This window comes from Rothia sp. HMSC078H08, from assembly GCF_001808955.1.
In the GTDB taxonomy this organism is placed as follows: Bacteria; Actinomycetota; Actinomycetes; order Actinomycetales; family Micrococcaceae; genus Rothia.
Genome location: NZ_KV795249.1, coordinates 63,374 through 77,073, shown reverse-complemented (window position 1 = coordinate 77,073; position 13,700 = coordinate 63,374). Strand labels below are relative to the sequence as shown.

The 13,700-nt window shown below is 58.5% G+C and carries 16 protein-coding genes and 3 tRNA genes; 6 read left to right on the top strand and 13 right to left on the bottom strand.

Annotation, left to right across the window (positions count from 1 at the left end; all coding sequences use genetic code 11):
* Positions 1 to 102: 102 nt before the first annotated feature.
* Positions 103 to 984, bottom strand: coding sequence for a di- and tripeptidase (locus tag HMPREF2528_RS02530; protein ID WP_070542142.1), 882 nt, complete (start codon positions 982 to 984; stop codon positions 103 to 105).
* 271 nt (positions 985 to 1,255) lie between these two features.
* On the opposite strand from HMPREF2528_RS02530, the gene HMPREF2528_RS02525 reads away from it, so the two are divergent.
* Positions 1,256 to 2,317 (top strand): EamA family transporter, encoded by a 1,062-nt coding sequence (locus tag HMPREF2528_RS02525; protein WP_012902817.1) that lies wholly within the window; start codon positions 1,256 to 1,258, stop codon positions 2,315 to 2,317.
* A gap of 184 nt (positions 2,318 to 2,501) precedes the next feature.
* Positions 2,502 to 3,476 carry an EamA family transporter gene (locus HMPREF2528_RS02520; protein WP_070542139.1) on the top strand — a complete coding sequence of 325 codons (975 nt, stop codon included), beginning with the start codon at positions 2,502 to 2,504 and terminating at the stop codon, positions 3,474 to 3,476.
* A 102-nt stretch (positions 3,477 to 3,578) separates the two neighbouring features.
* Here HMPREF2528_RS02520 and HMPREF2528_RS02515 read toward each other — a convergent pair whose 3' ends face one another.
* A complete protein-coding gene (locus HMPREF2528_RS02515; RefSeq protein ID WP_049349923.1) occupies positions 3,579 to 4,367 on the bottom strand; it encodes a spermidine synthase in 789 nt (262 codons plus the stop codon).
* Positions 4,367 to 5,131, bottom strand: a complete 765-nt coding sequence (locus tag HMPREF2528_RS02510; protein WP_049349922.1) for a DsbA family protein — start codon at positions 5,129 to 5,131, stop codon at positions 4,367 to 4,369. The genes HMPREF2528_RS02515 and HMPREF2528_RS02510 overlap by 1 nt, the downstream gene beginning before the upstream one ends.
* Before the next feature lie 320 nt (positions 5,132 to 5,451).
* On the opposite strand from HMPREF2528_RS02510, the gene HMPREF2528_RS02505 reads away from it, so the two are divergent.
* Both HMPREF2528_RS02505 and HMPREF2528_RS02500 read left to right on the top strand, forming a co-directional pair.
* Positions 5,452 to 5,526: transfer RNA gene (locus HMPREF2528_RS02505), tRNA-Thr, on the top strand.
* A gap of 105 nt (positions 5,527 to 5,631) precedes the next feature.
* Positions 5,632 to 5,898: a hypothetical protein gene (locus HMPREF2528_RS02500; protein WP_005504446.1), complete on the top strand. Its 267-nt coding sequence runs from the start codon at positions 5,632 to 5,634 to the stop codon at positions 5,896 to 5,898.
* A 126-nt stretch (positions 5,899 to 6,024) separates the two neighbouring features.
* Here the strand turns inward: HMPREF2528_RS02500 and HMPREF2528_RS02495 are convergent, their stop codons facing one another.
* From HMPREF2528_RS02495 to HMPREF2528_RS02485, 3 genes are all read right to left on the bottom strand, one after another.
* Positions 6,025 to 6,900, bottom strand: a complete 876-nt coding sequence (locus tag HMPREF2528_RS02495; RefSeq protein WP_005504437.1) for an HpcH/HpaI aldolase/citrate lyase family protein — start codon at positions 6,898 to 6,900, stop codon at positions 6,025 to 6,027.
* 218 nt (positions 6,901 to 7,118) lie between these two features.
* Complete coding sequence (locus HMPREF2528_RS02490) at positions 7,119 to 7,658, bottom strand: hypothetical protein (RefSeq protein ID WP_049358270.1); 540 nt, start codon at positions 7,656 to 7,658, stop codon at positions 7,119 to 7,121.
* Positions 7,659 to 7,906: 248 nt separating this feature from the next.
* Entirely contained in the window at positions 7,907 to 8,917 is a 1,011-nt protein-coding gene (locus tag HMPREF2528_RS02485; RefSeq protein WP_070507262.1) for an NAD(P)H-quinone oxidoreductase, read from the bottom strand.
* 125 nt (positions 8,918 to 9,042) lie between these two features.
* Here HMPREF2528_RS02485 and HMPREF2528_RS02480 point away from each other — a divergent pair.
* Positions 9,043 to 9,130, top strand: a tRNA-Ser gene (locus HMPREF2528_RS02480).
* Positions 9,131 to 9,233: 103 nt separating this feature from the next.
* Here HMPREF2528_RS02480 and HMPREF2528_RS02475 read toward each other — a convergent pair.
* From HMPREF2528_RS02475 to HMPREF2528_RS02450, 6 genes are all read right to left on the bottom strand, one after another.
* The gene (locus tag HMPREF2528_RS02475; RefSeq protein ID WP_070507264.1) at positions 9,234 to 9,677 is read right to left on the bottom strand and encodes a hypothetical protein; all 444 of its coding nucleotides are present in this window, start codon (positions 9,675 to 9,677) and stop codon (positions 9,234 to 9,236) included.
* Between the two features lie 67 nt (positions 9,678 to 9,744).
* Entirely contained in the window at positions 9,745 to 10,026 is a 282-nt protein-coding gene (locus HMPREF2528_RS02470) for a hypothetical protein (protein WP_049353199.1), read from the bottom strand.
* Positions 10,027 to 10,163: 137 nt separating this feature from the next.
* A complete protein-coding gene (locus HMPREF2528_RS02465; RefSeq protein ID WP_141744457.1) occupies positions 10,164 to 10,637 on the bottom strand; it encodes a hypothetical protein in 474 nt (157 codons plus the stop codon).
* A gap of 181 nt (positions 10,638 to 10,818) precedes the next feature.
* Positions 10,819 to 11,463, bottom strand: a complete 645-nt coding sequence (locus tag HMPREF2528_RS02460; protein ID WP_049358267.1) for a polyprenyltransferase — start codon at positions 11,461 to 11,463, stop codon at positions 10,819 to 10,821.
* A 201-nt stretch (positions 11,464 to 11,664) separates the two neighbouring features.
* Complete coding sequence (locus tag HMPREF2528_RS02455; RefSeq protein ID WP_005504421.1) at positions 11,665 to 12,153, bottom strand: hypothetical protein; 489 nt, start codon at positions 12,151 to 12,153, stop codon at positions 11,665 to 11,667.
* A 209-nt stretch (positions 12,154 to 12,362) separates the two neighbouring features.
* On the bottom strand, positions 12,363 to 12,710 hold the full coding sequence (locus HMPREF2528_RS02450) for a DUF4190 domain-containing protein (protein ID WP_049346009.1): 348 nt from the start codon (positions 12,708 to 12,710) through the stop codon (positions 12,363 to 12,365).
* A gap of 253 nt (positions 12,711 to 12,963) precedes the next feature.
* Here HMPREF2528_RS02450 and HMPREF2528_RS02445 point away from each other — a divergent pair.
* Positions 12,964 to 13,055: transfer RNA gene (locus HMPREF2528_RS02445), tRNA-Ser, on the top strand.
* A gap of 93 nt (positions 13,056 to 13,148) precedes the next feature.
* On the opposite strand, the gene HMPREF2528_RS02440 is transcribed toward HMPREF2528_RS02445, so the two are convergent.
* Positions 13,149 to 13,694 carry a SixA phosphatase family protein gene (locus HMPREF2528_RS02440; RefSeq protein WP_005504419.1) on the bottom strand — a complete coding sequence of 182 codons (546 nt, stop codon included), beginning with the start codon at positions 13,692 to 13,694 and terminating at the stop codon, positions 13,149 to 13,151.
* Between the last annotated feature and the right edge of the window lie 6 nt (positions 13,695 to 13,700).

Below are 13,700 nucleotides of genomic sequence, written 5' to 3'. Positions count from 1 at the left end.
TAATTTCGTTGTCCAAGAAACGGGAGGCAGTTCATTCAGGGATTCGGGGTCTTTAGCGTGTTGGGTCTTCGCTATGTTCCGGTTTTATGACCGGCGAGGATTTTAGCGGCCGAGCATGCGGTGGTGACCGGTTTCGGTGTCGTTGCCCTTGTCGCGGGTGAAGACCTTGCCTACAGCCTTACCTGCGTCCTTGACGCCCTTGAGCAGGGAGCCAGCCACGCCGGAGGAGCCGTCCGAACCTTCGCCGCCCTGTACGCGCGGTGCACGCGGGGTAATCATGAGCTCTGCGGGGAAGTAGGCGGGCGCGTCGCCGAAGGCTCGGCGGGTGTTGCGCACGACGTCCTTGCCGAGGGTCAGGTTCGCGCCACCGCCAACGACTGCGCCCACGCCGAAGGGCAGGGCACGGCCGAGCAGTGCACCGGTCTGGCGGGTGAGGAAGCGGCGGATGAACATGTTTCGGATGGTACGTTCGACGCTGAACATCTTGCCGCTGGAGGAGTTGCCGAGCAGCATGCCCCACTTGTTGGAGATGCCGCCTGCCTTACCGGTCTGCAGCAGCACGGTGTTCATGAGCTGGGAGCCTTCTTCGCCGAGCATGATTGCCATGACCATGGAGCGGGCGGTTTCGGGGTCGTGTACGTGCACGCCGTGCAGTTCTGCGACTGCCTGGGCGTAGAGTGCGGTGCGTTCGAGGTAGCCGCCGACTGCGAGCGCGGACAGGCTCATGGAGGTGACGGTGCCGACGCCGGGCACGAATGCGGATGCGCCGGTGACGCCGCCGATGGCGGTGATGTCACGCAGGTAGGTGCGGTCGAGGCGCTTGTGGATTTGTTCGGGGGTTTCGTCGGGGTGTGCTTCACGCAGTTTTTTGACGATGGACAGCGCGAGCGGTCGTTGCATGCGCAGTACGTTGTCGAGGGTGGTGGTCAGTGCGGGACGGGGGTTGCCGTCTTCATCGAATAGAGACTTCTTCGGGTCAAGCATGCTCTCAGTAAATCACGGCTTGGTGAATTTTTCCTGAATATGGGGCCTGTGGTGGGGTTTGGGGGGTGAAATTTCACCGAGGGCGTGTGGTTTTTTGATCGCTTGTTAGGGTGTTTTGGTCTTTATTTGCGCCCAATTTTAAAGCGCGTAAAATTGTCGTAGATTACACACTATTCATTGTTTGCATAGTGCGTGACCTGCTTCACGGAGATTCGGGTTGCGCCTGATGACAGATAGCGGCTAATACCTCTTCTGAATCCTAAGGAATACTATGACTTCTTCCACCCATACGCCCAATGCTGCGCGTTCTCCCCTGGCGACTCAGGGGCTGGGTGTTGCGTACGCGACCGGCGCGATTATTTCGGCGCAGTTCGGTGCGGCTCTTGCCAAGCAGCTCATGGGCGATTTGGGCCCCTGGGGCGTGGTCGCTCTGCGCCTGCTGACATCTTCTATCCTGCTGTGGGTGTTCTTCCGCCCGCAGATTCGTTCGTGGACCCGTCAGCAGTGGATGGCGGTCATTGTCCTCGGTGTCGCCCTGACCGGTGCGAATGCCTTCTTCTATGTGGCTATTGAGCAGGTTCCGCTAGCAATTGCGGTGGCTATTGAGTTTATGGGTCCGCTGGTGCTGGCGACGGTTATGTCGCGCCGTAAGCTGGACCTGGTGTGGATTGCTCTGTCATTTACGGGCATGGCGATTCTGACTGCTGAGTCCCAGGCGAAGCCTGAAGATTTCGCGTTGATGGGTGTGGTTTTCGCAATCCTGACCGCTATTTCTCGTGCCGCCTATATTCTGGCGACTGAGAAGGTTGGCGCTCTGATTCCGGGTATGGGCGGCATGGTCGTGGGTAACGTTGTCTCTACCCTGCTGGTTCTGCCGTTCCCGTTCCTGATAAGCGGCAATAACCTGTTGAAGGTCACCCAGGATGTGCACCTGCTGGCTATTGGCTGCCTGATGGGTCTGCTGGCTTCTGCCCTGCCGGCGCTGGGTGAGGTTTCTTCGCTGCGTCTGCTGCCCGCGCACATTTATAGCGTGGTGCTGTCCCTGGAGCCTGCGATTGCGGCGGCTGTGGGTATTGTGATGCTTGGTGAAGCTACCGGCCTGGTTCGTTGGGTTGCTATTGCTCTGCTGGTGGCGGCGAGTATCGGTATTTCGATTTCTCACGCTCGTGCGCAGAAGAAGGCGCAGGAGGACGGCACGCTGGAGGATGCGGACCATTACCTGCCGGGTGCGGTGGATGCGCACGCGGTGGATATTGCGCAGATGGCGACTAACTCTATTACGATTCCGTCGGCTGAACAGATTAAGGCTGACCGTGAGGCGAAGGGCCTCTAATCTACTGAACTGTAGCCGTGTCAACGGCTTCTAGCCCCCCCCGGGTAACGAGTAGGATAGTATCTCGTGTTGCCCGGGGGGCGCGCTCTTTAAACGGCGCTATTGGAGCGTTCGTTCTGCCCCGTAGCGGCACAGCATGCACACGTGGAGAAGTACCGCCTTGTGAGGCGCAGGAAGGAGAATCATGCCGCATACTTCATCTCAACGCCCCGCACTGGGCATTATGTTTGTGCTGATGTCCTGCTCATCGCTGCAGTTCGGTGCCGCGTTCGCGATTACTCTTTTCCCGCTGTTTGGTGCTCTAGCTATTAGCGTCAGCCGCCTGGCGATTGCTTCCATAGTGGTGGGTAGCGCCGTGTGGTTGGCGGCGCGTTGGCGTACCCGCCGCGGCGGCGAAATGCCGCCGGGTGCGCTGTCTTGGTCGAAGGAGCAGTGGCGTGCCGTCATCATTTTCGGTATGACTTTCGGTCTGATGAACGGCTTCTTCTATTGCGCGATTGACCACATCCCGATTGGTTTGGCGGTTGCGGTGGAGTTCTTGGGCCCGCTGGCGTTGGCGTCCATGCTGACGCGCAGGCTCCGCGACGCGGTGTGGGTGCTCTGCGCCCTGGCGGGCATGCTGGTGCTCGGCTACGAGGCGGCGGTCGGCAAGGATACCGACTACCTGGGTCTGACGTTCGCGCTGATTGCTGGCGTGTTCTGGGCTCTGTATATTCGCTCTAGTGCGAAGGTGGGTGCTCTGGTTCCGGGTGCGAGCGGCCTGGCGGTGGCGATGCTTGTTGGTGCTGCGTTTATTGCCCCGGTGGCGGCGGTTGTTCCGGCGCCTCAGCCGATTTGGAATGCGGCGCAGGATCCGATGCTGCTCCTCATGATTTTTGGTACCGCCATGTTCGCTTCGGTGATTCCCTATAGCGCGGAGCTGATGGCTCTGCGTAACCTGCCGGAGCGCGTATTTAGTGTGCTGATGAGTATGGAGCCCGCTATTGCGGCGATTGCCGGTTGGGCGTTGCTGGATCAGGAGACCGGCCCGATTCGTTGGGTGGCAATCTGTCTGCTGATGACGGCGAGTGTGGGTATTACGCTGACCACCACGAAGGGCGATTCCCCCAAACAGAAGGATGACGGTGAGGACCCCGTTCCCATGCCGCTACCCGAGTAAAAACTAAAATTCTGCCCGCGTGCGGCGTACAGAAAGCCTTATAGAAAACCGTTGAGGCGGGTACCTGGTTGGTACCCGCCTCAACGGTTTTGTATGTCAGGTTTAGCTCTCGGCCAGCTCGTCCAGCAGGTCGCGGAGCTCATCGGTGGTGAGCACTTCCGCCGGATGCGGACCCATCGCGTACAGCCGGTCCTGGGTGTCCTCGTCCAGCTCGCGGGCGGTGCCAACCAGCACGAGGTTGCCTTCGTTCTGCCCGCTGAGCATGGAGCTCTCGCACAGGCACCACACGTGGTCAAAGACTTCCAGCATGGCGGTTGCCTGCAGCTGGAAGAAGGGCAGACCCGCGTCGTCGCCCACGTTGATGGCGACCATGCCGCGCTCGCTCAGGGCGTCCTTGAGTTCGCGGTAGAAGTCGCGGTTCGCCAGGTGGGCGGGTGCGTCCATGCCGGTGAAGATGTCGAGAATGATCGCATCAAAACCGGGCACGCCCAGCAGTTCGGGCAGGTTCGCCAGCTGCTCGCGGGCATCCCCCACCACAAGCTGGCAGTCGGTGCCTGCGGGTAGCGGCAGGCGGTCCGTCACGAAGCCCATGAGCTCGGGCTCAATATCCACGGCAACCTGGCGGGAGCCGGGGCGGGTCGCCTGAATGTAACGCACGAGGGTGAGCGCACCGGCGCCCAGGTGCGCGGCGGTGATGGGTTCGCCGGCGGGTGCGAGCGCATCCACAGCGTTTGCGATGCGGCGCAGGTACTCGTAGAACACGTAGTCGGGGTTCTGCACGTCCACGTGGGACTGCTCGGCACCACCGATTTCGAGGACGTGGCCGTGGTCGCTGAACCCGTCGGGGTGAATTTCGGCGCGCTGACCACCGGAGAGCTGAATGTGCGCCACTACTTCACGCCAGCTTCACGCTTGAAGGTGCTGACCAGGTCATCCACCGAGGAGGACGAATCCAGGCCCTCAACGACCTTGTCGTTCACGGCGAAGGTGGGGGTGCCCTTCACACCAATCTTGACGGCGTGCTCGTAGTCGCGCTGGATGGGCTTGACGGTGTCGGAGGCGAGTAGGACCTTGTCGAATTCTTCGACGTTCAGGCCCAGTTCCTTGGCGTAGTCATTGAAGAGGGTGCGCAGCTTATCGCGTTCTTTGATGTTCTTCCAGTCGTTCTGGGTGTTGAAGAGCTTGTTCGCCATTTCGACGTGCTTACCCTGAGCTGTTGCGGCTTCTACGGCGAGCGCGGCGGGTACGGCGTTGGCGTGCATGTTCAGCGGCATGTGGCGCACAGTCACGTTCATGATGCCGTCAAGCTTCTTGGCGGCTTCTTCGAACTTGGGTTCTGCCTTGGCGCAGTAGGGGCACTGGTAGTCGGTGTACAGGGTTGCGGTGCCTGCACCGGGTACTTCGCGGTTGAGGCGGTAGCCGACGTAGCCGTCATCGGCGGTTGCCGAAGCAGTACCCGAAGGGTCAGCGGATGCCGAAGCGCTCGCGGATGCACTTGCCGAGGTAGCGGCGGTGCTTGCAGATGCGCTCGCCGAACCGCTCGCAGACGCCGATGCGGAAGGCTGGGAGGAGCTGGAACCGCATGCGCTCAGCCCCAGGGCGGCGGCGGGCACTACGCCCAGTAGCAGGGTGCGGCGGTTGAGGGGTGAAGTCATGGTGGTTCCTCTCTCTACGGGTGGCGGGCTGGCCTGTTTGCTACATCTGTGGTTGATTAATCTGTGGTTGATGTGCACTCTGAGGTGCTGTCAGCCGCCGTGGGTATAGGGTTTATTGTATGCCTCTGCCCTGAACTTTCCCTATCTTCGGGCGGGTTTGCGGGGTGAATGCAGTGCACACCATAGCCGCCCTGTCGCCTGCTCCCAGCTGCGGGGCCGGTGTTGAAAGTAATTAGCCTCTCCCCCGCCTTTTTGGTACTATTGCGGGGTATGCACTGTTCACCGGTTGCTTTCGGGCAGTTGAGAACGGCAGCATATGCGCCTCTATAGCTCAGGGGTAGAGCATTTCCCTCGTAAAGAAAAGGTCGTGGGTTCGAATCCCACTGGGGGCTCCACATCCGCCGTAACGCGTGCCGGTTTCCGGTGTGTTGCGGCGGTTTTTAGCATCTGAGAGTTGTCGTTTTCTCGAAGATGTCACCGTCGAACTTTAGGAGATTCTCATGTCTTCTCGATCCGCATCCGCTAAGCGCCAGAGTGGCCGTGCGCAGGCAGGTCGCGCCGCTGCGGGCTCTGCACGCCCGATGAGCCCCACGATGCGTTTTGCTCTGGTGTACGTGCTGGCGCTGGTGGTTTCCCTGGCGGTGTGGTTCTTCTACCGTTCCGTGTATGAGGATGACACCTCGTTCCTGGTGCCGATTGTGATTTCCTTGGTGACTTCGTACGTGTGCGCTCATGCGCTGACGGGCGGCAAATCGCCCCGCAACTAGACCGCCGACCAGCAGCCCGCCAGGCTGTAGCCTCGTGAGGTTTCAGGCAGACAAAAGCCGCGCATCCGGTTCCCCGCTCGGGGGTCGGATGCGCGGCTTTTTACGTGTGTACTTTAGACCAGCGCCTTACTTGGATGCGCGCTGGAAGTCGCTGTCGGTCTTGCCCCACAGGCCGTAGACCTTGGCGAGTTCCTTGACCTTCTTTGCACGCAGGTAGCGCGGCAGGTAGGAGCCGTCGCGGGGGCCGTCGAGGGGCACGTCGAGCATCTGGTGTGCTTCTTCGATTTCGAGCTCGCTCGGGGAGAATGCCGCGTTGATGGTCTCAGCCTGGCGAATGTCGAGGGTGATCTTACCGGTCATGCCGTGGTCGTTCGCGTAGCCGCATGCCTTGGAGAGGTCAGCGCCGTATGCGCCGAGGGTCGGGCCGTCGATGGGGCCGGGCAGACCACCCAGGGTGGAGGCGATGACCAGTTGCGAACGCACGTAGGCGAGCGCCATGGGGGTTGCGGAGGAGCCGGTGTCGCGGCGGTAGTCGCCTGCGCCGAATGCGAGGCGGAAAGTGCCGATTGCGCGAGCAATATCCACCGAGTGGTGCACGCCGAGCGCGGACTCAATCAGCGCGATGATGGGGGTTCCGGGGGGTAGCTCGGCTGCGGTACGGTCAATGTCGGTGGCGTGCTCTGCGGTGGCGAGCATGACGCCTCGCAGGCCCTTCACGTTCTTGAGGGCCTTGACGTCCTTCCACCAGTGTTCGGTGGTGATGGCGTTGATTCGCACCCATGCGACGACGCCGGAGTTGAGCATACGGACGACCTGTTCGCGGGCGGCGTCCTTCTCTTCGGCGGGGCAGCCGTCTTCGAGGTCAATGATGATGGAGTCGGCCTCGGATTCGAAGGCCTCTTCAAAGACTTCTTCGGAGGAGTTGGCGCGCACGAGGAGCCAGGAGCGTGAGAGGCTGGGGCGCAGCTGACGCGCACGCTCATTGCGGTGGAATTCAAACATGGTGTGTGACTTCTTCCGTGAATTGTATATGCATTGGGTTGTGCCGTAGAGGGGCAGGAAAAAGCCTGCGGTTCTTCCGCGCGTACCATCGCATTGTGTCGTCACCTCCATTGTGACGGAACCGCATAAGAAGTGTCCTACACCTCTTCTTTAAGCGTATCGCCTGTTGAGGTGCACATCAAACTAACCCGCCTGTTGACCGCAATTTAGGCCCTGTGTTATGCCTCAATCAGCTGGGTGCGGCCCACGGGGATTCCATCGTCGAAGGTCAGCTTGCCGGCGGCTTCCTTCTGGGCGCGCTGAATCAGACGCTCAGCGTCTTCAATGTGCTGGATGACGGTTTCCACGCGGCGGTGCACGCTCACCTGGCGGTCGCATCCGGTGGCACAATTGCCGAAGCAGCGTGCCATGGCGAGCGCTTCGGCGCAGAGTGCCACGGCGTTACCTGCCTTGGAGAGGGCGCGGTTCAGGTCGGAGTAGGTGCCGAACGGGGAGGCGGGAATATCGCCGTCGCTGGGGGCGAGGCGGTGCGCTTCCATGGCGACTGCACGCACGCGCGGGATGAGGTCGGCGAGCGCGTTTGCATCCGGCACGATGAGCTCGATCATGGAGTCGGATGAGTCGGTTGCCGCTAGGCGTTCGAGGACCTGGTGGAAGCGGTCGATACCGCGAATGAACCGGTCGTGGGATCGGCGCCAGATGCCTTTGCCGAGCTCGGCGTCGTCGCGGCGCGATTGCAGGTAGCTTTTAAGTCCCATGTGCCCTCCTCTGCGTGGTGTGTGTGCCGTGTTGGTTGGTCGGTGGAGGCTGCCGGCGATGGGCTCTGCGGCGACCCGCAAACCTCCCTATACTTAGGTTACCCTAAATCTCTTTTGGTGACGAGATGTCAGCAGTCAACTGTTTATTTCAAACCCAGATTTTCTTCACGCCGCTCACGCGACGCTCCCCGCAGCGCCAGTCTAAAATGGCACCGGCCTAAAATAGCACCGCAGGGGCGCAGCGATTTCTAGACCATGCGCAGCACAATCTTGCCGCGATGCTGACCGGAGTCGAAGTATTCGTGGGCGGCAGCCGCCTCCTCCATGTCGAAGATACGGTCCAGACCCACGCCAATCCTGCCGGATTCAATCAGCGGCAGCACGTGTTCGCGTACACCTCGCAGAATCTCAGCCTTCTGATGATCCGAACGGGTACGCAGGCTCGTAGCGTGCACCGACAGGCGGCGGGAGAGCATATACCCCAGGTTCACTTCTGCTTTGGCGCCGCCCATCAGACCGATAATGCACAGGTGCCCGCCGTCGGCGAGGGTGTGCAGATTGTCGTCCAGGTACTTTCCGCCCACGACGTCGAGGATGTAGTCAGCGCCGCGTCCGCCAGTTTCAGCCAGCAGAACTTCACGGAACGAATGTTCTGTATAAATAATGGGTTCCGCACCTAGTAAGCGCACATATTCTGCTTTTTCCTCGGTTCCCACGGTTGCAAACACGCGGGTACCTACGGCGAGCGCCAGCTGAATAGCGTGCACACCGATACCGCCGGTACCACCGTGCACGAGCACCACCGCGGGTTCACCGTCTTCCTTGAGGTTTTCGGCGGGGTTCATGCTCATACCACAGGTGAGAACCAGGTTCGAGTAGACGGTTGCCGCGACTTCGGGAATACCGGCGGCTTCGGCAAAACTCAGCTGTTCGGGTACGGGCAGCACGTGGTCGACCGGTACGGTCACGTAGTCGGCGTAGCCGCCTCCAGCGAGGAGCGCCATGACGGGGGTGCCGCTGTTCTCCACGGAGGCGCCTTCACCGACCGCTTCAATGACGCCGGCTACTTCGAGGCCGTAGATGGCGCTCGCGCCGGCGGGCGGCGGGTAGAATCCGCGGCGCTGCAGGGCGTCGGCGCGGTTGATTCCGGCGGCGTGAACACGGACGAGAACTTCGTGGGATCGGGGTACGGGGGCGGGGACTTCGCTGATTGTCAGAGCCTCAGGTCCGCCGTGACTGTTCTCAATAATTGCTCTCATGAGTCCTCCTCATTGCCGGAAGCACCATCGTTGGTGCGCGATTTACAGAAAGCTTATCGCATGAGATAATCTCGTAGTGCCCTGCGGCACGGTATTGCCATAAAATGCCGGTCTCTGGTGCGTATGGATGGTTGTCCGAGCGGCCGAAGGAGCTGGTCTTGAAAACCAGTAGGCGGTGACCCCGTCTCAAGGGTTCAAATCCCTTACCATCCGCGTTTTAGCTTCTGCTCCACGTGTGGAGCGCAAAGAGCCCCGTTCCTCGTATTGAGGAACGGGGCTCTTTGCATACGCCGTTTTGAGTTACCGGAGGGCGTCGTCAGTTGATTTGTGACAAGGCATTCGCAATATACATGAAGAGGGCGGCGATACCGATGAAAAAGCATAGCCCCAGCCAGTTGAGAATACGACCCGCTAGGGCAGGTACACCGTGCCTCTGCGCTACCCACCCCTGCCAGATACCCAGGATGTTCAGCACCGGCGCGGCGAGAGCTACCTGCAGACCACTTTCTCCAAGACCCTGGACAAGCAACCAAAACCCTAGAACGAAAGACAGCGGGCTGAGGAAGCCGAAAAGCAGGGAGAAGTTCGCAGCCCTTTTACCGTCTTGTGTTCCTTGCACAGCGGGAGGTTGCTCGCTCGCATGTTGCTCCCAGTCGTCCGTATCGTCAGCACTGGGTTGCACGCTGTTGTTCGCCTGGTAGAGCTTGGCGTACTCGGGGTTGTCATCGAAAGCTTCGTTGTTTTGGGGTAACTGCGACATCGCATCCACAACCTTTCAGGATCTACACGCGTTAGTTGAATACCTCAGCCTGGTGCTTCGCAAAAACCTATTCGCCGTTGAACCACGCCCACACAATCAGTACGTACACGAGGACAAGCTTGGCGATAGCTATCCAGCTCAGGATTCGACCCGCAAGAGAAACTACGCCGTAACTATCCGCTTCCTTAGCTTTATGTAGACCAAGGACACTTAAGATGATGGTGGGGATACCGAAAAACCACGGACCCGACACCATGATGTTGATGAGGCTGAGCACACCGAAAGTGAGTGAAAGTTGGGAGGCTCGTTCCCCTAGATTAGTCGCTGTTTTCCCACCGCTCTGCATCATAGGGGGCTCTTCAATATCAGCACCCTGTTTGTGGCGATGAGGTTTCGAGCGCAGACCAGCTGCTGGGTCGGAATACGGGCCTAGGATTGGATCCTGCATCGTTGCATCATAACCTTTCAATACCGGGTGTTACGTGTCTATCGAAGTGAGAGAGCGCTCAGGCTCGTCGACGGGCCTGCATCATTGAAGCCGTACAGAGCAAACCCAATCATTATGATGAAGCCGACGATGGCGATGACAATGACCATTCCTATCCCACTGAGAAGCAGACCCACATTGGCGTCTTCACCGTGCTGTCTTGCCACTCGTGCTTGCCAGAGACCCAAGAGGTTCAGTAATGGCGCAGCAATGATTATTGGCATGCCGATACCAAAGCCATGGGAAACCCACCAAAACGCTAGGGCGAGAATAAGCATACCGAAGACACCGAAAATCAGGGAGAGGTTTGCGGCTTTTTCACCAGGGCCCATCTTCCACACGCTCGAAGAGAACTCACTCGCGGGTAACGGCTGGTCGTCCATAACAGACTGCACGCTGTCGCTCCCCCGGTGGGGCTTGGCGTATTCCGGGGCGTTACCGAAGGCTTCATTGTTTTGGGGTAGCTGCGACATCGCATCCACGACCTTTCACATTCCACACGAGGGGGTGTTAACTTCACCCTAGACCTTCCCCCGCACGGGAACAAGCATGTCAGGACCATTCCACGAAACATACGGCATATACACAGCAAAGCCCCGATCCTTGCGTTGAGGAACGGGGCTTTTGCGTACCCTCCAATGAGGGTGAAAGTGTTTAGAAAAGTACCAGCATCTGCGCAGTCTCCACGAGCCTAGAATTTGCGGCAGAATCAGAAAGAGCCAGCATAATCGCCAGCAGCATACCGCCACCAAAAAGCACCAGGAACATGCCACCAATGACTACGCTAATCCAGTTCAAGATACGCCCAGCCGAAGCAGCCGCGCCAAAACGTTCTGCCTCGTTCGCCTTGAAAATACCGATAACACCCAGAATCAGGGAAGGCAGACCAAACAGCCACCAGCTGAGAGTCACTATACACGCCAAGCTGATAATACCCAGCACCGTGGAAGTCTGAGCAGCCTTCTCACCGGCAAGCTGCTCGGGGGTCTTCTGAACAATGCCAATAGGAACCATCATGGGCTGACCGTACTGGCCGGGCTGCTGGTACTGCTGACCGTACGGGTCGTACTGATTCTGACCATACGAGTCTTGGCCGTACGAATTCTGACCGTACTGGTCATAAGAATACTGATCGTAGGAGCTCTGCCCGTACTGGCCGTAAGAACCCTGACCGTATTGGCCATACTGACCGTACTGAGTGTTCTGCCCGTACTGGCCGTTCTGGTTGTACTGCTCGTTCAGACGGTTGTAGTCCGGGTTGTAGTCGTAGGGGTCTGAACCCCGAGGATTCTGAGACATGGCATCTCACTTTCGTACGGCTGGTGTGTGTTAAACAGTATTCACCCTAACCTATCACCGAAACGGGTACAACTACATCTGTCGCACAAACCCGCGCAATACATTTTAAGAGGGCAGTAGAGTGCCAGCTGGTACGCGAAAGCCCCGCTCCTCAATACGAGAAACGGGGCTTTTATGTACCCTCTAGGAGGGCGAGACCTTTTAGAAGAGTGCCAGGGTGCTGACCAGCTCAGTAAAGTGGTTGGAAGAGGAAGAAGCAGCACCTGCCGCGCCGATAAGACCCAGCAGCAGGAAACCACCGATTACAACCAAGAATAGGCCACCAAAAGCTGCGTTAATCCAGCCCATGATGCGACCACCCGAAGCTGCAGTGCCAAAACGCTCAGCCTCATTAGCCTTCATAATGCCGATAACACCCATGATCAGCGAGGGCAGACCGAACAGCCACCAGCTAACAAAGAAGTTGCAGATCAGACCAATAATGCCGAGCACCATGGAGGTCTGACCAGCCTTCTCGCCAGCAAGCTGCTCGGGGGTCTTCTGAACAATGCCGACGGGCACCATCATGGGCTGACCGTACTGACCAGGCTGCTGGTACTGCTGCTGACCGTTCTGAGCGTTCTGCTCGTTCAGGTTGCCGTATTCCGGGTTGTAGTCGTAGGAGTTAGAGTCCTGCGGGTTCTGAGACATGTGGTCCCTCTTTCGTGTGAATGGTGTGTATTGAACCTTACTCACCCTAACCTATCGCTGAGGTGGGCACAAACGGATTCGTCATTCTGGAGCTATACGCACCATATATGCACTAATTAGAAAACTAATTAGGCACGCAAAAGCCCGCGTGCACACGGAGTACACGCGGGCTTCCTCAAATCATGAGGCTACTGCAGGTAGCTTCAATCTTACTGCTTTACAAAAATCTTCAGAGCGACCAGCAAAATAATACTGACGACACCCAGAACAGTACCGGCAATAGCCATACCGCGGTTCTTCAGCTCGGGGTTATTCATAGCCAGGCGGCCGGTCGCAATAGCTACAGCACCAAGGATGAAACCGAGGACAAAGAAGCTCACAATACCGCTCACCAGAGAGACAATCGACAGGGTCTTTGCCTTCTTCGCCTGAGCCTGCTGCTCAGGGGTCTGAACGGGCACACCGTAAGGAACCTGCTGATTGAACTGGGGTGCCTGCTGGCTAAACTGGGGGTCCTGGTTGAACTGGGGCTGGGGGTTGTTGGGGTTTTCAGACATGATTTCTCATTTCGTTGAGTAAATAAGACGACTCTGGCAACGCTGCATGGAAAAATCACACGCCAGAGACGCCCTCTATTTATCGGTTGGACAGTAGCAGTCTATCGAAAATGTATATGAGCCTCAAAGCACACAATCCATAATCCGCCCTATAAAGCAACACATACTCAGAGATATCTCCAAAGCACGGGCCGAATTGACCAAGCGCAAAACAGCCTATATTCTTATAGGGATGCGCTCACGAGCGCACCGTGGAGACGTGCCAGAGCGGCCGAATGGACTTCACTGCTAATGAAGGGTCGGGGTTAAACTCGACCGGGGGTTCAAATCCCCCCGTCTCCGCCACAAAAAGCCCCGTACCGGCTGGTACGGGGCTTTTGCTTTACCCATTTCATTCAGGTACAAAGCCTAGAAAAACCTGGGCTAGAAACTCCTGGTCTAGAAGCTCTTGAAGTCCACGAGGCGCGCATCCGCACCATCAAGCAGAGCCCACTCCCCCGGCACCTCAAACACCGCAATGGAAGAGGGTGGGAAACCGTAATACACATCCATGGACGCGTTCGGGTCAGAATCAGGGCTCATCAGGCGCTGCGCGGCATCCTGCACGCCGGGCAGATGCGACACCACCATCAGAGAATGAACATTCTCCGAAACGCTGTTAATGCGCGCAATAATGCGGGACGCAGACACCTCATACAGCCCCTCATCCAGATGAGCAGTAGGCGCCTTCGCCCCCAAACCATCCGAAACCCAAGTAGTCGTCTGACGAGTACGCAAAGCCGACGACGACATAATCTGCTCCGGAATATAACCGCGAGCCGCCAGCCAGGCGCCAGCAGCGGCAGCCTGCTCATGGCCGCGCTTCGTCAGCGGACGATCAAAATCGTTCAGACCCCAATCAGCCTCCGCATGGCGCATAATAATCAGACGCTTGACCCCGCTGCGGTGCGAGCCAGATGCAGTGTTGGAAGAATTTTCAGCCATACACCC